Annotated in this window: 20 protein-coding genes; 5 read left to right on the forward strand and 15 right to left on the reverse strand. The window is 68.1% G+C overall.

Translation table 11 applies throughout. The features are described from left to right. Positions 1-7: 7 nt before the first annotated feature. Positions 8-502 (reverse strand): GNAT family N-acetyltransferase, encoded by a 495-nt coding sequence (locus L0U85_RS05305; protein ID WP_241376715.1) that lies wholly within the window; start codon positions 500-502, stop codon positions 8-10. A 193-nt stretch (positions 503-695) separates the two neighbouring features. Here L0U85_RS05305 and L0U85_RS05310 point away from each other — a divergent pair, with 193 nt between their 5' ends. Next, complete coding sequence (locus L0U85_RS05310; protein WP_241376716.1) at positions 696-1,094, forward strand: hypothetical protein; 399 nt, start codon at positions 696-698, stop codon at positions 1,092-1,094. Positions 1,095-1,101: 7 nt separating this feature from the next. Here L0U85_RS05310 and L0U85_RS05315 read toward each other — a convergent pair whose 3' ends face one another. The 7 genes from L0U85_RS05315 to L0U85_RS05345 all read right to left on the reverse strand — a co-directional run bounded on the left by L0U85_RS05315 (position 1,102) and on the right by L0U85_RS05345 (position 8,864). Then, the gene (locus tag L0U85_RS05315) at positions 1,102-1,836 is read right to left on the reverse strand and encodes a GNAT family N-acetyltransferase (protein ID WP_241376717.1); all 735 of its coding nucleotides are present in this window, start codon (positions 1,834-1,836) and stop codon (positions 1,102-1,104) included. A gap of 325 nt (positions 1,837-2,161) precedes the next feature. Then, entirely contained in the window at positions 2,162-2,527 is a 366-nt protein-coding gene (locus tag L0U85_RS05320) for a hypothetical protein (protein ID WP_241376718.1), read from the reverse strand. 38 nt (positions 2,528-2,565) lie between these two features. Next, positions 2,566-3,804, reverse strand: a complete 1,239-nt coding sequence (locus L0U85_RS05325) for an MFS transporter (protein WP_241376719.1) — start codon at positions 3,802-3,804, stop codon at positions 2,566-2,568. Positions 3,805-3,950: 146 nt separating this feature from the next. Further along, positions 3,951-5,006 (reverse strand): TniQ family protein, encoded by a 1,056-nt coding sequence (locus L0U85_RS05330; RefSeq protein ID WP_241376720.1) that lies wholly within the window; start codon positions 5,004-5,006, stop codon positions 3,951-3,953. After that, positions 5,006-6,094 carry a TniB family NTP-binding protein gene (locus tag L0U85_RS05335; RefSeq protein ID WP_241376721.1) on the reverse strand — a complete coding sequence of 363 codons (1,089 nt, stop codon included), beginning with the start codon at positions 6,092-6,094 and terminating at the stop codon, positions 5,006-5,008. The genes L0U85_RS05330 and L0U85_RS05335 overlap by 1 nt, the downstream gene beginning before the upstream one ends. After that, on the reverse strand, positions 6,091-8,115 hold the full coding sequence (locus L0U85_RS05340; protein ID WP_241376722.1) for a Mu transposase C-terminal domain-containing protein: 2,025 nt from the start codon (positions 8,113-8,115) through the stop codon (positions 6,091-6,093). The genes L0U85_RS05335 and L0U85_RS05340 overlap by 4 nt, the downstream gene beginning before the upstream one ends. Then, a complete protein-coding gene (locus tag L0U85_RS05345) occupies positions 8,115-8,864 on the reverse strand; it encodes a TnsA-like heteromeric transposase endonuclease subunit (RefSeq protein WP_241376723.1) in 750 nt (249 codons plus the stop codon). The genes L0U85_RS05340 and L0U85_RS05345 overlap by 1 nt, the downstream gene beginning before the upstream one ends. 198 nt (positions 8,865-9,062) lie before the next feature. On the opposite strand from L0U85_RS05345, the gene L0U85_RS20465 reads away from it, so the two are divergent. Then, a complete protein-coding gene (locus tag L0U85_RS20465; RefSeq protein WP_277605413.1) occupies positions 9,063-10,115 on the forward strand; it encodes a hypothetical protein in 1,053 nt (350 codons plus the stop codon). 54 nt (positions 10,116-10,169) lie between these two features. On the opposite strand, the gene L0U85_RS05355 is transcribed toward L0U85_RS20465, so the two are convergent. From L0U85_RS05355 to L0U85_RS05370, 4 genes are read right to left on the reverse strand one after another with little or no spacing between them, the layout of a single operon-like run. Next, positions 10,170-11,138 carry an NAD(P)-dependent alcohol dehydrogenase gene (locus L0U85_RS05355; protein WP_241376724.1) on the reverse strand — a complete coding sequence of 323 codons (969 nt, stop codon included), beginning with the start codon at positions 11,136-11,138 and terminating at the stop codon, positions 10,170-10,172. A gap of 43 nt (positions 11,139-11,181) precedes the next feature. Beyond that, the gene (locus L0U85_RS05360) at positions 11,182-11,406 is read right to left on the reverse strand and encodes a helix-turn-helix transcriptional regulator (RefSeq protein WP_241376725.1); all 225 of its coding nucleotides are present in this window, start codon (positions 11,404-11,406) and stop codon (positions 11,182-11,184) included. 2 nt (positions 11,407-11,408) lie between these two features. Next, the gene (locus L0U85_RS05365) at positions 11,409-11,846 is read right to left on the reverse strand and encodes a hypothetical protein (protein WP_241376726.1); all 438 of its coding nucleotides are present in this window, start codon (positions 11,844-11,846) and stop codon (positions 11,409-11,411) included. Beyond that, on the reverse strand, positions 11,843-12,259 hold the full coding sequence (locus L0U85_RS05370) for a hypothetical protein (protein ID WP_241376727.1): 417 nt from the start codon (positions 12,257-12,259) through the stop codon (positions 11,843-11,845). Before L0U85_RS05370 ends, L0U85_RS05365 begins: the two co-directional genes overlap by 4 nt. Positions 12,260-12,621: 362 nt before the next feature. Between L0U85_RS05370 and L0U85_RS05375 the strand changes: the two genes are divergently transcribed. Together L0U85_RS05375 and L0U85_RS05380 are read left to right on the forward strand one after the other, a co-directional pair. Further along, entirely contained in the window at positions 12,622-13,896 is a 1,275-nt protein-coding gene (locus L0U85_RS05375; RefSeq protein WP_241376728.1) for a peptidase inhibitor family I36 protein, read from the forward strand. 185 nt (positions 13,897-14,081) lie between these two features. Then, complete coding sequence (locus L0U85_RS05380; protein ID WP_241376729.1) at positions 14,082-14,828, forward strand: class I SAM-dependent methyltransferase; 747 nt, start codon at positions 14,082-14,084, stop codon at positions 14,826-14,828. A 279-nt stretch (positions 14,829-15,107) separates the two neighbouring features. Here L0U85_RS05380 and L0U85_RS05385 read toward each other — a convergent pair whose 3' ends face one another. The 3 genes from L0U85_RS05385 to L0U85_RS05395 all read right to left on the reverse strand — a co-directional run bounded on the left by L0U85_RS05385 (position 15,108) and on the right by L0U85_RS05395 (position 17,378). Beyond that, a complete protein-coding gene (locus L0U85_RS05385) occupies positions 15,108-15,494 on the reverse strand; it encodes a DUF1992 domain-containing protein (RefSeq protein WP_241376730.1) in 387 nt (128 codons plus the stop codon). A 33-nt stretch (positions 15,495-15,527) separates the two neighbouring features. Then, the gene (locus L0U85_RS05390; RefSeq protein WP_241376731.1) at positions 15,528-16,181 is read right to left on the reverse strand and encodes a hemolysin III family protein; all 654 of its coding nucleotides are present in this window, start codon (positions 16,179-16,181) and stop codon (positions 15,528-15,530) included. 72 nt (positions 16,182-16,253) lie between these two features. Further along, positions 16,254-17,378, reverse strand: a complete 1,125-nt coding sequence (locus tag L0U85_RS05395) for a glycosyltransferase family 1 protein (protein ID WP_241376732.1) — start codon at positions 17,376-17,378, stop codon at positions 16,254-16,256. 195 nt (positions 17,379-17,573) lie between these two features. Between L0U85_RS05395 and L0U85_RS05400 the strand changes: the two genes are divergently transcribed. After that, positions 17,574-18,260, forward strand: coding sequence for a DUF6319 family protein (locus tag L0U85_RS05400; RefSeq protein ID WP_241376733.1), 687 nt, complete (start codon positions 17,574-17,576; stop codon positions 18,258-18,260). Positions 18,261-18,271 lie beyond the last annotated feature (11 nt).

The raw sequence follows: 18,271 nt of genomic DNA on the forward strand, positions 1-18,271 counted from the left end.
CGATCACTCAGAGTGCCACATAAGTTGCCGGGAAAACCTCAGTGACGGGGAGACCGGTGAAACCGGCCTTCTCATACGTCCGTCGGGCTGGCGCGTGCCCAACATCGCCGCCGGTCCAGACTTCGACCCGGGAGTATCCGGCTTCACGAATTTGATCCATGGCGAAGTCGATGAGCGCGGTTCCGATTCCCTGGTTCTGCTGGTCAGTGTCGACTGCCAGCAGTTCGATTGCGGCCAACTTCGGATCATCTTGGTAGATCACGACGATGAAGCCGACGACTTGCTGATCGAGGACGGCAACCCAGCGCCCTGCATCCTCCCGAAGACAGCAAGCGCGAACCTCCTTCGCCTGGCTCTCTCGCCAATCAGGGTAGGCGGCGGCGAACAGCCGCTTCCCCAGAATCTCGGCGAAGGAAGCAAAGACCGGTTCCCATGCCCGCAGCGACAGCTCGGCGACTTGATCCTGGTCTCCGGGGGCGACGGACCGAATATCAAGTGTCACGTCTATCGATCGTAGGAGTCCCGTCAAATGCTTTCCCCTAGTGTCGACCCATCACTCGCTCTGCGGCCGCGCCTGCGACAGGTGTAACGTGAACCGACTCGTCGGTGGGCGGGACCCATCCCAACAAGTAGACGTGCTTGATGTGGCTGTGCCAGATGAGAGTCAGGCCCGCTTGACTGCGGACGATGCATAGGTGCCGCTGCTGGGCTTTGACGATCTCGGGGAGCTTGCGGACGTCGGCGGGCTTGTCGATGTCGAGCGGTCCGATCCAGACCTGGTGGCGGATGCAGGCGTATCGGTGGTGCGGCAGGAGCCGGATGACTCTGCCTCCCGGATGAAGAGCGTCGCAGTGGTGGCAGCCGACCTGGGGGAGGTGCCGGAACATCGCCCTCGGCCTGAACGACTCCACGACCGCAACGGAAGGACCAGCGCAAACACGCTGCTTTGCGGCTCATCGCACGCTTCTTACCAGCATCCCTACTACGTCGGTGGCCGCCACCGCGCCCTGGCGATGATGCAGGGCGTCCGCCGGACCGTCACGATGCGCCTAGAACTGCTCGACCCAGTCACCAAGAAGATCATCTACGACTGACAACGGTTCAGCGCGCCCACTGGTAGAACAGATGCTCACCTCGGTTGGCGCCCAGGTGGATCGGCAGAGTCAGTCGCGCTTCGAGCGAGATCGCCTGCTCGGAGGGAAGGACCTCGAACCCGTTGGCCCCGTAGAAGTCGGTCAGATGCGCCGAGTCGGCGTCGAACTGGCCGTACGCGAGTTGGTAACCCAACTGGAAGTACAACCGGGTGCAGCAGCGCAGCAGCGCGGTTGCCAACCCGCGGCCGCGGTGGTCGGGGAGTACGGCGAGTCGACGTACCTTCACCAGGACCAGCGCAGCGAGTAGTGCGTGAGTCCGGTCCACACCCGCCTCGGTCGCCTTTGCGATGATCGAACCGGGCGGGACCGCCTCCGCCGCACCGACTAGGTTCCTGTCCCGGTCAACGACGACCAGGACCACCGAGAGCTTCACCAACGCGCCCACCAGGTTCCCGGCCGCGGCCTCCGTCGTGAGGGCCAGGGCGAGTGTCTCGAAGGGATCGCGAGCGGCCAGCCCCTTGAACAGGTTGTTGCCGATCTCAGCGGCCTCGATAGCGGCGAGGTTGTCCTCCTCGGGAAGTTCCCCGGACATCACCAGCAGCTCTCGGGCGACCATCGATTCCCCCGGGCGAGCAAGCCGGATCCGGTAGCCGCCACCAGCGGCGAGGCCGTGCCGCAACCCATTCGGCCGCAACACTGCCGATGTGGATGCTGCCTTGCCGGAGGTCTTCTTCTTAACCATGCCACCACCGTATCGGGCAGCCCCTCAAAGGCCAACGGATGCGTCACCGGCCGGGACCGCCGAAGCTTTGCGGCTCATGACAGCTACCCAAGCGCTGGGACAAGACATGGCCGTTGCCATGCTCGATGCCCTCGTGTGCTCCCACCACAGCGTCTCCCTCGCCAACACCGAACGTTCAAGATTACCGCGGCGCGAGCTCGCGCCCGAGCTGCCATTGGTAGCGCTCGACCCGCTCATCCGGTGGACGGCCGGATCGAACTGCGGCCGCGGCAGCGCGCCCTCGGGGGAGTCCGCGCCTCTGGCCCTAGCCCGTCCAGGGGCACGGTTACTGCGAACAGCGCACGACCCCAGGCACGGTTGTCGCGGAAAGGGCACGATCAACTTGCACTGGACACACCAGTGCAGGTGTCCATTTCAGATTGATCTTGCCCGCGTTGAACTGTGTAAACAGGTAGTTGAACGGTTGACCCGAACGGTCTTCGGTCGATCTGTTCGGAGTAATCGTGCATTTCTGGACGGGCTCGGCGCGGCGAAGTCCCGGCTCGACGACTGGATCCAGTGTCAGCGGCCATTTTTCGCCCCGATGGCGGCCTTGAAAATTCCCCGGCCAACGGTCACGCTGCGTGAGCCAGAAATCGGTGGTAACCAACTCAGGATGCGGCTTGGCGCGTCGGCCAGAGACGGGGTTCATGCCGAACTGCCGCCCCGTATCTGGGCTATCCCCAGGAGCTAGTTGACGTCTGACATCGCTGCGTGTGTTTCGTTGTCTTCCCACTCGCGGAGGCTGCGGATCGAGATGAGGCAGAGCATCGCAGCGGCAGCGAAGACCGCGCCGGCGATCGCGAACGGTGTTCGATAACCGAGCGCGGAGGCGAGGAAGCCGCCCACGCCCGCGCCGACGGCGAGGCCGATCAGGCCGGCAAAGCCGTCCAGCGACCCCACTCGCCCCATCATCGCGTTGGGGGTAGCCCGCTGTCGGACCGTGGTGGCCATGATGCTCCAGACGACCGCGTGTGCGATGTAGATGGCCAGTGCGATCGCCACGACCACGATGTTGGTCGTCAGCGAGATCACGGCGAACGAGAAGGCGCCGGTGACGAGCGCCGCGACCATCGACCACCCGTAGCCGATCCGCTTGCGCAATCTGGTCGCGACGAACGTCCCCGCCAATCCTCCGAGGGCGGAGAAGGCGAGCAGGAGGCCGTAGCCGGTACCGTCGAGGCCGAGTTCCTCCTGGGCATAGAGAACAAGGTAGGAGAACGGGATCATGTAGGCGACGCAGGTGATGCCACTGAGGGCGATGAGCAGTCGCACGACTCGGTGCCGCATGGCCCATTGGGCGCCTTCGCGGAGGTCGGCGCGGACACTGGCGCGAGGCTTGTCCGTCTCGACCGGCGTGACGATGTAGGTTCCGCGCAGCTGCCAGAAGGCGAAACCCGCTGCTAGGAAGGCGACGGCGTTGAGAGCGGTGGGGGCGAAGGCGGCCATGGCGAACAGGAGCCCGCCCAGGGGCGGGCCGATGAATTCGTCGATCACCAGTTGTGTTCCGGCGATCTGTGAGTTCGCCTTGTCGAGTCCCTCCGGGGAGACCGCCTGAGGCAGGACGGCGCGCGCGGCGCCGTCCGCCATCGTCTCGATGACGCCCATGACGGCGTAGACGAGGTACAGCGTGGCGATCGGTGCGGCGTCCAGCAGCACGAGGCCGGTCAGGAGGGCGAACATCCCGGCGCGGGAGAAGTTCGCGAGGTAGGCGAGGCGGCGTCGGTCAACACGATCGATGAGCACACCGATGCCGAGCACCGAACAGATGCGTGACAGCGAGTACGCGACCGCCAGGCCGGCGATCGCGATCGGGTCGTCCGTGACGGTGGTAGCCAGCAGCGGCAGCGCGATGAACGTGATGCCATCGGCCAGGTTCGCTGACGCATTGCCGAACCAGATCCGGCGGTAATCGGCTCCCAGATGCATTGGTGTCCCTCGTCCACGGCAGCCGACCTTGAATGGTCGACTGGGTCTGAGCGGACGCTAGCCAGTTTGTCGTTGGAACGCAACCGGTTTGATGAGCGACAACTTCGATGAGGGGCGATGCCGAAGTTCGTAACTCTCGGCAAACATTACTGGCCGCCAGTGGGGACTTCTTGGCGGCCGCTGACAATCCAGCCCAACAGGAACGCATTCTTGATGTGGCTGTGCCAGAGGATGGTGATTCCGGCTTGGCGTTTCTTCGCGAACCAGTGTGCGCTCTTGCCGTGTCGGCGGCCGCGGTTGAGTGTGAGGTGGGCGGTGGTGATGCGCTTTCGGCCGGGGGTGTAGGTCAGCCTCGGCTCGCGCAGCGGCTGGAGTGCTCGGCCGGTCGCCCATCGGTCGATCAGCTCGACGGCCTGGTCGTTCTCTCGGAGGTAGCCGATGCGGTCGATCAGCTCGGAATGGAACCTGGATCGCTCGACCTCGGAGCTTCCGGCGGTCTGTCGCCAGTAGGGGGAAGCGAAGAGCGGGGCGATGCGAACGGCTTCGGGAAAGACGACTGCGAAGAGTTTCGAGGTGCTGTAGGTCGCCCAGATGTTGTCGGGTGGAATGAGCAGGTCCGTGCGCGAGTCCCAGAGCCGTCCGACATGACGCTGGTCGGACATGCGGTGAATCTCGGCCCAGAGCTGGGCGCAGAAGACGAACGCGGTGAGCAGCCCATCGTGGGCGGCGTTCCAGCCGAACCGGTGGACGGTGCGCAGGTGCCGCTGTTGAGCCTTGGTGATCTCGGGGATCTTGTGGACGTCGGCGGGCCGGTCGATGTCGAGCGGTCCGATCCAGACCTGGTGGCGGATGCAGGCGTATCGGTGGTGTGGGAGGAGCCGAACGACTCGGCCGCCCGGATGTCGGGCGTCGCATCGGTGGCAGCCGACCTGGGGGAGGTGGCGGAACATCGCCCAGTCCGGTTGCGGGTCGCGCAGTTCCGGAAGCGCCCCGGCGAGGGCGTGCGCCGATCGTCCGGTCAGCGCGGCGAGTCGTTCGGGGATGGCGGGAAGGTCTGCGGGGTTCGGCTCGGCCGGGTCGGTGACCTGCTTCCAGAGGCTGTAGGAGGAGACGCCGTGGAGGGCGGCCAAACGGTCCAGGTAGGAGGCGATGAGTTCGTGCCGAGCCGGGGGGACGGGGTCGGGCAGTTCTCGCGGCAGCATCAGGCGGCCTTCTTACTGGTGGTGCCTGATCTGGTCTTCTTGGCGGCGGCCCGCTTTCTGGCGGCGAGTTCGGCGGCGTAGTCGATCGGGACGATGTCGAGGAGGTCGCGAGTGATCTGCTCGCTGCCGTCCTCGATCGCGAGAATCGCGGCCCCTCGGATGAGCTGGGAGAGGCTGCCGATCATGCCTCCGGTCCGTTCGAAGAGGTATTCGCCCAGGTCCGGAAGCGCGCCCTTCTCATGCTGGTGGAGGCGCAGCATGGACTCCATCGTCGCGACCAGGGTGTGCCAGTCGGCGATCTCCTGCTCGGTCGCGTAGTCGAAGGCCTGGGTGGGGATGAGGGTGAAACGCCCGGCGAGCTGGCGACCGCGGACGCCGGAGAACAGGCCGTTGCTCTCGATGTCGATGCCCGCGTAGACGAATGTGGCCCGCAGCCGCTCGGCGAAGTACTTCAACTGGTCGCTCGCCTCGGCGCCTGAGCGGGCAGCGGTGAGGTTGTGCAGCTCGTCGACCAGGACGAGGTCGACGCCGACGTGCGAGGCGGTGGCGCAGACGGCGTCGACGATGTCGGTGATGTTCGCGCGCGCGACGAAGCTCAGGCCGAAGAACCGGGCGAACTCGACCGCGAGCATCTTCGGCGTCGCCGCCGGCGGAACGGTCACGTAGACGACCGGCAGCCGCCTGCCTTGCTCGGGATGCTGCTTGCGGACGGCCAGTTCATGCGCGCGGCCCAGGTAGGTGAGCGCGGTGGTCTTCCCGGTGCCGGAGTAGCCGCTGATGATGCCGCCCCTCCGGGCGGAGATCTGGTGCTTGTTCAGTTGCAGCAGGAGTCGGGCCGTGGCGGCGGCCTTGCGGATCGCAGGGGTGCTGACCAGTGGCAGCTCAGAGTGGTAGCCCATCCGGACCCGGTTGTATTTCGCGCGGGTGTTGCGGTGCAGGGCAGCGAGTTCGCCATCGGGGAGCAGCTCGGGCGGCGCGGGGTCGAGTTCGACGAAGGCCCGCCAGCCTTCCTTGGTCGTCAGGGGGTGGTCAGGCGGGACCTCGTCGGACTGGTCGTTCGGGGTGCGGCGGTTCACGGAGGCGGTCATATCCATCTTTCGGCTTCGGCATGGACATCGAGGACTTCGAAGACCGTGTCGGTCTTGATGCGGGCCGGCGGCGGTGTCCGCTCGGCGGGCGGCGGTGTTTCGACGTGGTCGGGGAGGGCGGCCGGGGCGGCCTTGCCGCGCCCGAGGATCCGGTCGGTGCGCTTGTCGATCGGGCCGTCCTCGGCGCGGGTGAGCAGGTCGTCCAGGACCCGGGCGACGGCGGCCTCGTGCGTGGGGTCCTCGCCGACCTCGGCAGCGAGGCGGCGGGCGTGCTGCCAGGTGAACTCGGCGAACGGGGCGGAGACGAGCGGCAGGTGGATCCAGGGGACGGTGATCCAGCCGTCCTTGGTGCGCAAGAAGACGCGCGAGACGTCGTAGGGGTCGTAGTGGACCTCCCAGCGGCCTTCCTGTGCCCCGTTGCCCGAGTGCTGCCGCCGCCAGGGGCCGAGGTCGGGGGAGTCGTAGGTGCGGTAGTCGATGCGAATGCCCCATTGGTTGATCTGGCGGCGTGCGACCGGCAGCAACTCCAGGTAGTCCTCGCTGGGCAGCAGCAGCGGCAGGTAGCCGCAGATCGCGACCAGCGAGGCGTACTTTTCGTTGGGGGACATGGGCCGCTTGGGCCGGTAGGGGTCGCGGAGGCTGTCGTGGGGACGTTCCTGCCAGATGAGAGCCCATTCCTCGAACAGGTCCTGGAGCTCGGGGACGGTCCAGAGCCGGTCGTTGTCGATGCGGTCGCCGCGGCGCGTGACGTTGGGACCGGTGTATCCGGCGACGTACTGGCAGAACAGGTCGTTGATCGAGCCGAATGTGCGCTCGACGATGGCCTTGTCGGTCGGGGTCCGAGGCCGGGCCCGCTGGATCGAGATCCCCAGCTTGGCGCAGGCGCGGGTGAACGTCTCGGACAGGAACACCTTCCCGCCGTCGATGACGATGGTCTCGGGGACGATGACCGGGCGCGCGGCCGCGGCCCGCATCCGCTCGTCGACCGCGGCCAGCCGGTCGTGCGGCAGCAGCGATGCCGACATCCGCATCGTCTCGGCCCAGCCGGGCCGCATGGGTTCGGGGACCAGCATCCGCGCCAACAGCAGCGCCGCGTCGACGGCCTTGGTGCCGACCGGCCGGAGCGCGGCCGCGCAGATCGTCCTGGTGGCGACGTCGACGGCGATGGTCAAGTCGGCGCGGACCGTCTCGCCCGTATCGAGCATCACCATCACGTCGATCGGTGTCGAGTCGATCTGGACCTGCTCGCCGGGGCGGGCGGCGAACGTCGGCGTGAACTGGCCTTCCGGGCGGTTGGCCGCCTGCCTGCGGGTAGCCGCCGGCCCGAACGTGTGCTTCCCCGACGCGAGGGTGTTCAGCAGCTTGTAGAACGTCGTCTTGCCCGGCAGGGGGACCACGCCCTTGCCGTAGACAGCCTCGACCTCCTTGGTGACCGCGCGGATCAGGCGCGACCGCGTCCCGGTCGAGGCGTGCTCCTGGTCGTCGACGATCTGTCGGGCGACCGCGACCACCCGCGCATCGACCCGCCCGGTCGAGTACCACTCGCGGACCAGCCGCCCGTCGACCAGGCCCCAGAGTCCCTGCGCCGCATAGTTGGCTCGCTTCTTCCGCAGCGTCCGTTCCGCCAGGCCCAGCTCGGCGGCCTTCGCCTCGATCCTCTGGCCTATCCCGCGGACCCCGGGGTCGAACTGCGGCCGCGGCAGCGCGCCCTTGGGGGAGTCGGGCGGCAGGCCGGTCTCCAGCTCAATGAGGTGCCGCTCCAGCTCCTTCGCTGCCGCAAGCACTTCCGGGCCCAGACCGTCCAGGACTCCGAACGGTTCGACCGCAGGAAGCACCCGCTTGCCCGCCCCGAGGATCTCGAAGTCGGGTGCGCCCATCAAGAACGCGGCCAGGACGACTCGGTCGGCCCCGTTTGCCGACCGCAGTCGGACCGAGGTGCCTGCCAGGGCCGCGACCTGGAACTCCTCGCCGTCGTAGGCGACCCAGTCGCCCAGCTCCAGCACCGCTCTCGGCCGCCCCATCACGACTCCCGACCGGTGTGGACCACGGACGCGGCGTGGAAGGGGACCGACAGGTCCACCTGTAGGACCTGGTTCCAAAGCAGGTGGAACAGCACCGGCATGACCGCGATCAAGTCGCCGACCGCCCCGGCTCCCTCGACCAGCCCGCGCGGCCGCGAGAAGACCTCCCGCAGCTCGGCCGCCACGGGCTCCCGCCAGTAGCGCGGGTGACGGTACCCGGCCAACCAGCGGACGTTCGCCGTCACGATCGCGTCGGGCGCGCCGACCAGCCGGTACTCCCAGCCGACTTCGTCGCAAGCCACTCGCGTCGCTTCGAACTTCGCCAGGTCCCGCGGTTTGCGCCGCTCCAGTGGCCGGCAGTCCACGACAATCCCCGAGCCGTCCGCGCAGCGCGCGAAGTAGTCTGGCGCGTGCGAGACCGGTCGGCCAGCCGCGTTCGCCCAGCACAGCCACAACGGCTGCGAGGACAACCCCACCACGGCCGGGTCGAAGTCCAGCACCATCGCGTGATCGCGTTCCAGCCAAGACTCGAACCCCACATGTGTGCCGAGCGTCGCCGACCACCACAAGCCAGGCAGGTTCCGCTGCCCCTTGTACGACGGGATCCGCCGCACCGGCAGGGCCTCCTCGAACCGGACCGACCGCGCCTGTTCCAGCGAGACCCGGTGCTCGGCCCCGGAGTCAGCGACGTAGACGACTTCGAAGCCGTCGGCCGGCGGGGCGCTGACACCCCCTTCAAGAACGCGCACGATCCCAGGCACGGTTGTCGCGGAAAGGGCACGATCAACTTGCACTGGACACACCAGTGCAGGTATTCGGTGACAGGCCCGTGGACATATAACTTGCGGGAACGGCACTTCTCGTGAGTTATGTGTTGGCTCGCGACAGGTTTTATTTTATCTTTATTTATTATAAAAGCCGGAAAATAATAATGGTATGATGTGGGCATGACGAAAACAGCTACGTTGTGCAAGCGGTGCGGCAAGCCGGTTCCTCAGGCGGGCGGGCGCGGGAGGCCGCGCCTGTACTGCGCCGAAGGCGACTGCGCGTCCCAGGCCAAGCGCCAGCGCGAGCTGCGCCGCGCCACACCCGGACTCGAAGGCGCGCTGGCCCGCGCCGAGGAACTCTACGAACAGATCGAGCAGTCCATGTCCACGGCGCTGGCGCCCCTGGCCGAGGCGCTGCGGGCCGAGACCGACCCGGCCGAGGTCGAGGCCCGGCTCGCCGAGGTCCGCTCCGAGGCCGCCGGCGCGGTCGCCGCCGCGCGGGCCGAACGGGACGAGGTCACCGGGCGTGCCGAGGCGCTCAGCGAGGAGCTCGCAGCGGTCCGGGCCGAGGCCGATCAGCATGCCGCGGGCAAGGCCGAGGCCGAGGCGCGGGCCAAGGAGGCGGTCGAAGCGCGGTTGGAGGCCGTCCGCGCTGCGGAGCTTGCCGGCGAGGCCGCGGCGGCGGCGAAGGCTGAGGTGTTGGAGGCGGTCGTCGAAAGGGATGGGGCCCGCAGCGAGGCGGAGGCCGCGCGAGGGCAGGCCGCGGCGGCTCGCGGCGAGCGGGATCGTGCGTTCGACTCGCAGGCAGAGGCCGAATCCGCTGCCGCGCAGGCGCGGGGTGAGGCGGACTCGGCTCGGGCCCGGGCCGATGAGGTCACCGCTGAGGCCGCTTCGGCGGTCAGGGCCGCTGAGGAGGCGCTGCGTCGGTCCGATGAGCGCTCGGCCGCTCTGGTGGCCGAGCGTGATGCCGAGCGCGGCCGTGTCGAGGCGCTCGTGGCCGATCTGGCCGTTGCCAGGCGCGATGCGGAACGGTCGGCTTCAGAGGCCGCCGAGGCTCGGGAGTCATTGGCGCACAGGCACCGTGAGGTCGAGGCGTTGGCCTCCGATAAGCGGGTGCTGTCGGCGCAGCTGGAGGCCGCGGACGCCGCCCAGACCGGGTTGCGGGGCGAAGTCGAGTCCTGGCGCCAGCGCGCGCTGGCCGCCGAAGCGCGTTTGGACGCCGGGAGGTCGTGAAGCGAGGGTAGGCCCGGGGCGCTGGTCCCCCGGGCCGTTCGGTGTTTCCTGGTGTCAGATCGTGATGGCGGTCTTGCCGAGGGCGTGGCCTTCGTGGAAGTGGCGCAAGGCCTCGGGGACTTCGGTGAGTGGGTGGGTTCGGCCGATGACCGGGGTCAGGGTGCCGTCGGTGAGCATCCGGGCGAGGTGTTCAAGGTGGGCGGCGCGTTCGGATCCGATCTGGGTGGTGAGGCTCTGCCTGGTGAACGGCGAGACCAGGGCGGCGCGCATCTGGCGGTCGAGGCCGCCCAGCCAGTTCCCGGGCGTCTCGGATCCGACGATCACGAGGGTGCCGCGTTCGGCGAGGATGCGGCGGAGCCGGTGCAGCGGGCGGTGCCCGGCGGTGTCGATGATCGCGTCGTAGCGTTCGGGCCGGTCGGTCGGTTCGGTGCGGGTGTAGTCGATGACGTGGTCGGCGCCTATCTCGGTGACTGTGTCGGTCTTCGTTTTTGAGCAGACGCCGGTGACTTCGGCGCCTGCGGCTTTCGCGATCTGGACGGCGAAGGTGCCGACTCCTCCCCCGGCGCCGATCACCAGTACGCGCTGGCCTGGTTTGATTTTCGCGGTGTCGCGGATGGTTTGGAGTGCGGTCATGCCGGAGACGGGGACGACCGCGGCCTGTTCGAAGGTGAGGTTCGCCGGTTTGCGGGCGATCTTGGCGGCCTTGGCGACGGTGTGTTCGGCGAAGGTGCCCGAGCCGATCCCGTAGACCTCCTCCCCTGGTTCGATGCCGGTGACCGCGGGGCCGACGGCTTCGACGACGCCTGCGAAGTCGATGCCGGGCACCGGTTGTTTGGGGCTTCGGGTGCCGGTCATGAGGCGCACGGGGTAGGGCAGGCCGGTGGTCAGGTGCCAGACTTCGGCGCCGAGGCCGGCGGCGTGTACGCGGACGAGGACCTCGTCGTCGCCGGGGACGGGTTCGGGGATGTCGGCCGGGTGCAGGACTTCGGGGGGTCCGTACCGGTCTTGGGTTATGGCGCGCATGGGTGTGTTCTCCTCTTTTCGGTGAGGGGTGGTGCCGGTCGGGTTATTCGTCGGTGTCGGCGTAGCCGAAGACTTCGTCGAGCGGTGTTTGGAATACGCGGGCGATCTGGAAGGCGACTTCGAGGGAGGGTGAGTAGCGGCCCTGTTCGATTGCGATGACGGTCTGGCGGGTGACGTTGATGCGGTCGGCGAGTTCGGCTTGGGTCATGCCGCCGTTGGCGAAGCGGAGCGCCTTGATGTTGTTGGTGACTTTGGTCGGTTTGCCCACGGTCACCATCCCCGGTGGTAGAGGACGAGTTTGGTCACCGATGCGGTGATGGCGTTGAGGACGTATGCCAGGTACATGGCGCTTGCGATCCAGAAGTACTCGGCTTCGAGCATGGCCAGTGCGAAGGGGCCGATCATGGCGAAGGCGAGGATGTAGAAGCCGATGTGTTCGCCGCGGCGGTGGATGTCCTTGTCGCGTTCGTCTCGGCGGTCGCGGCCTTTGCGGGGTGGTGGGGCGACGAACATGTTCATGAGGATCGAGGCGCCGATGGCGATGAGCAGGGGTCGTTGGTAGGCGATGTCGGCTGCGGTGGTGTCGGCGAGTCGGTTCAGGATGTAGACGGTGTAGACGACGGGGACGGTGATGGTGGTGGTGAGGTAGCCCCAGGTGTAGCGCTCGCCGTAGGGGATGGTGGCGCGGTCGTTGTCGGATGGTGTCATGAGCGGGCTCCTCCCCGGTAGCCGGTGATCTTCGCTGCGGAGAAGGCGATTCCGGAGATTGCGAAGGCGAGGTAGAGGGCGTTGGCGATCCAGAATTGGTCGATGTCGAGTAGGGCGAGTGTGAGTGCGGTGGTGGCGCCGAGGGCGATCCAGCTGCTGCCGGCGACTTGGCCTTTGCGGTCGATGTCGGCGTCGCGTTCGTCGCTTCGTGGGTCGGTGAGGAGTCGGGTGGCGGTGTAGCCGATGCCGAAGGCGAGGGTCGCCGCGGCGATGCTGATGATCATGGGTGCTCGGTAGGGGGTGTCGGTGATGGTTCCGTTGCCGGTCTGGGGCAGGACGGTGGCGTAGTAGGCGATGGGGGTGGCGGTGAGGATGGCGGCCCAGAGCCAGGTGAGTTTTTCCTCGAAGGACATCGGCGTCTCCCATGTCAAAGTTGTTTTACTCCTTCGAGCGTAAAGCATGTTTGACATCATGTCAATTTTTCTTGACTTCGATGGTGGCCAAGGGCGGGACGTTGCGGCGTTGCCGCCCCTGGAGGGGCCTTCGGCCTGCCCCCTTTGCGGTCGGCTGCCTGCGACTCGCGGCCTGGAACCGGCCAGCCTTGCGGCGCAAGCGGACATCCTCCGATTTCGGATGCGCCTTCGCCTTCTGCACCAGGCGTCAGATCTACCAAATGTGACTATATGGTGACCTAATGTAGTATTGTCTTGTTGCTGTCTATAACATCATTAACAGTAATATATAGAACAATTCAGACAATCGGAAGGGAATCGACGTGACCGAGCCGTACGTTATCCGTGGCAGGGGCAAAGAGCAGTGCCCTCCCAACACGTTCTGCCTGTTCGCCGACGTCAACTTCAATGTCGGCGGCCCCCGGGAGACGATCCTCGTCATCCCGGCCGGATCGACTTCGAACAACTTTTCGGAACACGGCTTCGACCAGTCGGCCGAAGGTGTCTCCTCGGTCGTCAACGGCACCGCTCAGGAAAACGCCCTGTTCACCAAGGTCGACCAGGGCGGCGCACGCCTCCCCGTGGCGGCGAACAGCGACATCGCCGACCTCACGAAGTACAATCTGCCAGGAAGCCGCACCGGCACCTGGAACGACCAGCCGCAGTCCGCCCTGGCGTACATGGAGGTCGTACCGGTGCCGGTCATCGACGAGCCGCGCCCCGACGCCCAAGTCGACAACGCCAGGCAGCGCGTCTCGGGGATCGCTAGCGGAGCGGTCGACAAGGTCGAGATCTATGACGGGCTCAAGCCCATCGGTACCGCTCCCGTCGCCAACGGCGCTTGGACCTACACGCCGAGCATCGACTGGAGCGACGGCAAACACGAACTCGCTGTCCTCGCCATGCACGGCTCGGCGAAGTCCGGCCGCGCCTACCGCAACTTCTACCTGGTGAAGCCTTCGGCGTCCGTGCAGATCACCAACCCGAAGAGCGGCGCGCACGTCGCCGCCTCGGCGCGCATCGAGGGGCACGCGTTCAACGCCGGGACCGTCGAACTCAAAGACGGAGGCAATGACCTCGGCACCGTGCCGGTCATCAGCAACAATTGGGCGTACGCCCACACCGAGGGATGGGCGGTCGGAGAGCACACCGTCCACGCCACAGCCGTCTCCGGCGGCATCCGGTCCACCGAGGCCCAGGCCACATTCACCGTGGAGAAGCCGAACCTCGATGTCTCCTACGAGTTCTCCGGAAGCTGGTCGGACAGCAGCAGCGGCGTCGAAGAGCACGTGTATTCCTACAACATCCTCCTGACCGCCGACACCAAGTCCGTTCAACAATGGCGGCTGGGATTCAAGCAGCTCCCCGCGGGGACGCACCTGCCCAAGACGTTCACCGACACGTTCTGGGGCGTGGTCATCAAGGACGGCGCCGACGGCACGATCCTCCTCGGCTCCCCGCCGCCCGAAGAGGGCAAGCACGTCATCTTCGCCGGGAATGAGTTGCACGTGCAAGTGCAGGTGATGTTCCCCGACAAGGACACCGCACACGAGAAGCTCTACGGCCTCTTCGCCGAGGACTGGGGCGACACCGCATAACCCGACGCGACGCCGTGAGAAGAAGGCGACGCCGAGGTGCCGCCTCTTCCCGCGGCGGCCGGGTCCCGTACGGGACCCGGCCGCCTATGGGTGTCGTAGGCGATCCAGCGGCCGGTGATGTGGGCCACCTAATTTGAGTGGTTATCGTTTGCCTCGCGGGGAGCCGACCGCCTAGGGTACGGACGATGACTGCGAACCGCGGGCCCGCACGGTACGGCCACCTCGACTTCAACTCCCCCATCGCCCCTTGGCGGGCCGACCGGCTCGTCGCGGGCCTGGCCGAGGCCGGACCGGGGACGATCGTCGACATCGGTTGCGGCTGGGGCGAGCTGCTCCTGCGCCTGGCCGAAGCGATCCCCGCGGCGAAGGCGACCGGGATCGACCCCGATGCCGAACTGCTCGAACGCGGCCGCGCCAAAGCCGCGGCCCGCGGCCTGGACGGCCGGGTGACGTTCGCGGAGTGCCGGGGCCGGGAATGGACCGAGACGGCCGACCTGGTCGTGTGCATCGGCGCCTCCCACGCCTTCGGCGGCAGCGCGAAGGCTCTGACCGAGCTGTACCGGATCGTCAGACCGGGCGGGCGGCTCGTATTCGGCGACGGTTTCTGGGAGCGGGTGCCGACCGACGCCCAGCTCGAACACATGTGGCCCGGAACGACCACAGAAGAATGCCTTGAACTGGCCGACCTCGTCGACGTCGGGATCAGCGCCGGTTTCCGGCCGCTGCGCATCGAGACGGTCGAACGGTCCGAATGGGACGACTTCGAATCCGGAGCCGGAGCCGACAAGGAGAACTGGCTGCTCGCCAACCCGGGCGCACCGCAGGCCGCCCAGATCCGCGCCCTGGCCGACCAGAACCGGAACTGGTGGCTGCGCGGCCACCGGAACCTGCTCGGCTTCGCCTATCTGACGCTCGGTCGGCCAGTCGCCTGAGGCGAGGCGCTCTGCCGGCGCGTCGAGGTCGGCGATGAGCCACCGGTGCCGGCCGCGCCGGCGTACCGAAGAGCGCACAGCGTCGCCGGTGCGCAGGACGAAGAAGCCTGCGCCGAGGCGTCCGAGGGTGGGATCCAGTCGGCCTGGTGGCTCCTCACGGTGCCGAGGAGGTCGGTGGCCTCCCCGGTGTAGAGGGGCTCTGGCACAGGTGGACCAGCTTGTCGGCCAACATGGTTTCTTCGCCGGCGAGTGCCCGTGCCCAGTGCGGCGGGCGGGAATTCAGGTGCGTCGGGCTCGCCAGGCGGCGAGGGCCGCCTCGGTGTCGATGGGGCCGAAGTTCAGCGGCGGGCCGTCCGGTGGTCCGATGAGGGCTTTGCGGATGCGTCCGTTGAGGTCCTCGACGGCGCTCTCGACTGCGACCTCGTCGGTGAGCGCGTCGAGGGTCTCGGGCAGGTCGTCGACTTCCTTGCGGAGTTTGAGCGCGGTCGGAAGTGCGTCGGCACCGATGTTCTCGCGGGTGGCCTTCTGGCGCAGCCACCAGTCATCGGCTGCGGGCTGTCCGATGCCCGGGAGCGGTTTCCCAGCTCCGGGGAGGTTTGTGAATTCGCCTCGTGCTTCGGCTTCGCGCATTGCCCGTTCGACGCCGCGGGCCTGTCGGTCGCTCATGGTCGCCTCCTTACCGGGCCAATGGTATCGGAATCAAGCGTTGTGGACGACCAGCGCGACGGCGATGAACTGGGTGATGTAGGCGGCGAGGGTGAAGGAGTGGAAGACCTCGTGGAAGCCGAACCAGGCGGTGCTGGGGTTGGGGCGTTTGAGCGCGTAGATGACGCCACCGGCGGTGTAGAGGACGCCGCCGGCGAGGATGAGGACGGTCGGGCCGGTCCCCGCGCCGGCGGCCAGTTGCGGAAGAACGAAGACGGCGACCCAGCCGAGGACGATGTACAGGCCGGTGTAGAGCCAGCGCGGGGCGCCGATCCACAGGGTGCGGAAGGCGACGCCGGCGGCGGCTCCGGTCCAGATGACGGCGAGGAGGACGGCCTGGGCGGCGCCGTCGAGGGCGAGGACGGCGACGGGCGTGTAGGTGCCGGCGATGATGAGGTAGATGTTGGCGTGGTCGGCTCGTTTGAGCCAGGCGGCGGCGGCGGCGGTGGTGAGTCGGGCGCGGTGGTAGGCGGCCGAGACGCCGAACAGGGCCGCGGAGGTGGCGACGTAGACGGCGGCGGACAGCCGGGCCGGCTCGGTGGGGCCGGTGGCGACCAGGGCGAGTCCGGCGATGATCGCGGCCGGGAAGGCGGCGAGGTGGAGCCAGCCGCGCAGGCGGGGTTTGGCCTCGTGGGGGGCGGTGTCCATGGGTTCGACGATACGCCCTGTTGTTACCTGTCGGTAGTGTCGTTGGGTCCCCTTCCCGCGGTGGGCTTAGCCCTACGAGGCGACCGGTCGGCGAGTCAGTGCCACAGCCCGCCGGTAGTGGCCGATGATGGCGTCGCCCTCGGCCTCCCAGGTGCGGCCCAGGACCTTCGATCGGCCCTCGGCGCCCCAGGCGCGCAGCAGCGCGCGCCGGTCGCGCAGGTCCGCGACGGTGCGTGCGAGCGTGTCGGCCTCGCCGCTCGGGAAGTGGGCGCCGTCGACGCCGGGGTCGACCAGTTCGGCCGCGCCTCCGGCGTCCACGCACACCACGCCGACGCCGGAGGCGTGGGCCTCCTGGATGGTCTGCCCGAACGTCTCGAACGGGCCGGTGTGGACGAACACGTCCAAGGACGCGTACAGGCGCGACAGGTCGGCGCCGTGCAGGTTCCCCAGGAACGCCGCGGAGGGCATCAGCCGCTCCAGGGCGCGGCGGCGGGGACCGTCGCCGGCGACGACCAGGCGCACCCCGGGCGTCTCGGACAGCGCCCGGGCGAGGTGAAGGTGCTTCTCGCGGGCCAGGCGTCCGACGTAGCCGACCAGGAGTGCGCCGTCGGGCGCGAGCGCGTCGTGGAGGCCCTGGTCCCTCCAGGCGGGGCTGAACCGTTCGGTGTCGACCCCGTGGGGCACGACCGTGACGCCGCCGATGCCTTGGGAGGCCAGGGCGTCGGCGGTGCATCGGGAGAGGGCGAGGTTGACGCTGGCGCGGGAGTGGATGCGCCGCAGGCGCCGCCACACGAGCTGTTCGAACGCGGTCAGGTGGTAGGCGCGGGCGTAGGCCGGCAGGTCGGTCTGCCAGACCGCGATCGCCGGGATCGCGTGGCGTTCGGCGTACTCGGCGGCGCGGGCGGTGTAGCCGAACGGGGAGGCCAGGTGGATGACGTCCGGGGCGTGCGCGTCCAGGGCGGCGTCCAGGGCGCGGGTCGCGAGGCCGGCGCGGAAGTTCCGGTAGGCCGGGACCGGCACCGACCGGACGTGGACGATCGGGCACGGGAAGTCGGGCACCGCGGCCGGGCCGGGTGCGGGGGCGATGACGACGGCGTCGAGGCCGCGCGCACACAGGTGCTCGGCGGTGCGGGCGACCGACCGGGCGACGCCGTTCACCTGCGGCGGGAACGACTCGGTGACCAGGGCGACTTTCATACCTGCAGCGTATGGGCTCAGCGGGGACACAGGCCGAATGCGACATGGCCTGGTCTTGAACCGGCGGCGACGCTCCAGGAACCGGGCCCGGGCCTCTGACGTGCGGGGCGGTGTCACAGGCGTGCGATAGGTATTGGAGGATGCACGAAGCCAGGCCGAGCCGAAGCTGCTCGCACTACCCGGAAGGAGCCTTGGATGTCACTGTCTAGTGCCGACGTCACCCATCTGGAATCGGTGCTGGCGCAAGGGAAGAAACCGAAGGTGATGTTCACCGACGCCGCAGGGCAGGTCGCCGGCAAGTCCGGCAAGGTCGTCGCCCTCGACGAGGCCAGGGACGGCGATTTCGTCCAGGTCGCGTTCGGGTCAGACCAGCTGCCGTTCTCCCCCGCCGAACTGCGCCTTCCCGAGCGCGGCGAGACGACCCGCGCCAAGACGCCCCGCCAGCGGGCACCCGAACCGGCGGCACCGCCCGGTCCGGGTCTGTTGCCCGAAGCACCGAAACCGAAGCCCACTGAGAGGAATACCCCGAACGTGCCCGAGACCGCCCCCGAGGCCAAGACCGAGGCCGCGCCGCGCAAGAAGGCCCCGCGCCAGCGCACCGCGAAGGAGAAGCACCCGGAGCTGACGGTAACGCTCACCTATGAGGACGGCGACTGGGCCGTCGCCGCCGCCAAGGGCGCCCGCACCCTCGTCAAGGGCGTGCAGGTGAGCCACGCGGCGGCGCTGGCGATGTGCGTGGCGACCGAGTCGGCCGACGTGACCGACATCGTCACCGAGGTGGTCGACAAGATCCGTTCGGAGGCCGCCGAGGAGGCCGAGGCGTTGCGCAAGCGCCTTGAAGAGGCCGAGGCGCGCCTTGCCGAGCTCGGTTCCCTCCAGTAGGGACCCGCTGA

It is taken from the genome of Glycomyces sp. L485 (assembly GCF_022548875.1).
GTDB lineage: Bacteria > Actinomycetota > Actinomycetes > Mycobacteriales > Micromonosporaceae > Glycomyces.

Bases quoted from the DNA above. Each gene is read 5' to 3' on its own strand.
- L0U85_RS05315 (WP_241376717.1), bottom strand. From the start codon at position 1,836: ATGGTTAAGAAGAAGACCTCCGGCAAGGCAGCATCCACATCGGCAGTG.
- L0U85_RS05320 (WP_241376718.1), bottom strand. From the start codon at position 2,527: ATGAACCCCGTCTCTGGCCGACGCGCCAAGCCGCATCCTGAGTTGGTT.
- L0U85_RS05325 (WP_241376719.1), bottom strand. From the start codon at position 3,804: ATGCATCTGGGAGCCGATTACCGCCGGATCTGGTTCGGCAATGCGTCA.
- L0U85_RS05330 (WP_241376720.1), bottom strand. From the start codon at position 5,006: ATGCTGCCGCGAGAACTGCCCGACCCCGTCCCCCCGGCTCGGCACGAA.
- L0U85_RS05335 (WP_241376721.1), bottom strand. From the start codon at position 6,094: ATGACCGCCTCCGTGAACCGCCGCACCCCGAACGACCAGTCCGACGAG.
- L0U85_RS05340 (WP_241376722.1), bottom strand. From the start codon at position 8,115: ATGGGGCGGCCGAGAGCGGTGCTGGAGCTGGGCGACTGGGTCGCCTAC.
- L0U85_RS20465 (WP_277605413.1), top strand. From the start codon at position 9,063: ATGACGAAAACAGCTACGTTGTGCAAGCGGTGCGGCAAGCCGGTTCCT.
- L0U85_RS05355 (WP_241376724.1), bottom strand. From the start codon at position 11,138: ATGCGCGCCATAACCCAAGACCGGTACGGACCCCCCGAAGTCCTGCAC.
- L0U85_RS05365 (WP_241376726.1), bottom strand. From the start codon at position 11,846: ATGACACCATCCGACAACGACCGCGCCACCATCCCCTACGGCGAGCGC.
- L0U85_RS05370 (WP_241376727.1), bottom strand. From the start codon at position 12,259: ATGTCCTTCGAGGAAAAACTCACCTGGCTCTGGGCCGCCATCCTCACC.
- L0U85_RS05380 (WP_241376729.1), top strand. From the start codon at position 14,082: ATGACTGCGAACCGCGGGCCCGCACGGTACGGCCACCTCGACTTCAAC.
- L0U85_RS05385 (WP_241376730.1), bottom strand. From the start codon at position 15,494: ATGAGCGACCGACAGGCCCGCGGCGTCGAACGGGCAATGCGCGAAGCC.
- L0U85_RS05390 (WP_241376731.1), bottom strand. From the start codon at position 16,181: ATGGACACCGCCCCCCACGAGGCCAAACCCCGCCTGCGCGGCTGGCTC.
- L0U85_RS05395 (WP_241376732.1), bottom strand. From the start codon at position 17,378: ATGAAAGTCGCCCTGGTCACCGAGTCGTTCCCGCCGCAGGTGAACGGC.
- L0U85_RS05400 (WP_241376733.1), top strand. From the start codon at position 17,574: ATGTCACTGTCTAGTGCCGACGTCACCCATCTGGAATCGGTGCTGGCG.